Origin of the sequence: Shigella sp. FC1567, from assembly GCF_001743015.1 — a bacterium.
Lineage (GTDB): Bacteria > Pseudomonadota > Gammaproteobacteria > Enterobacterales > Enterobacteriaceae > Escherichia > Escherichia coli.
The window spans coordinates 1-425 of the sequence record NZ_MIIV01000407.1 but is presented as its reverse complement, the minus strand read 5'-3'; the positions used below and the strand labels follow the sequence as shown (position 1 = coordinate 425).

Here is a 425-nt window from a genome sequence, read left to right as displayed (position 1 = left end):
CTTTCTGTTCCATAACAGGTGTCCACTAGTTGAAAAGGTGGGCACCTACGTTACCAATACAGGCTTAATGGCTACATACGGCGGTCAGTTTACGCTTACCTTCCGTCCCAGCCTTGCCAGATGTTGTCTCAGATTCAGATTATGTCGCTCAATGCGCTGAGTGTAACGCTTGCTGATAACGTGCAGCTTTCCCTTCAGGCGTGATTCATACAGCGGCCAGCCATCCGTCATCCATACCACGACCTCAAAGGCCGACAGCAGGCTCAGAAGACGCTCCAGTGTGGCCAGAGTGCGTTCACCGAAGACGTGCGCCACAACCGTCCTCCGTATCCTGTCATACGCGTAAAACAGCCAGCGCTGACGTGATTTAGCACCGACGTAGCCCCACTGTTCGTCCATTTCAGCGCAGACAATCACATCACTGC

At 53.2% G+C, this 425-nt stretch carries 1 pseudogene; it reads right to left on the bottom strand.

From position 1 onward, the window contains the following. Positions 1–99: 99 nt before the first annotated feature. Positions 100–425: pseudogene (locus BHE85_RS18730) on the bottom strand (IS1-like element IS1X2 family transposase); the annotation flags it as partial.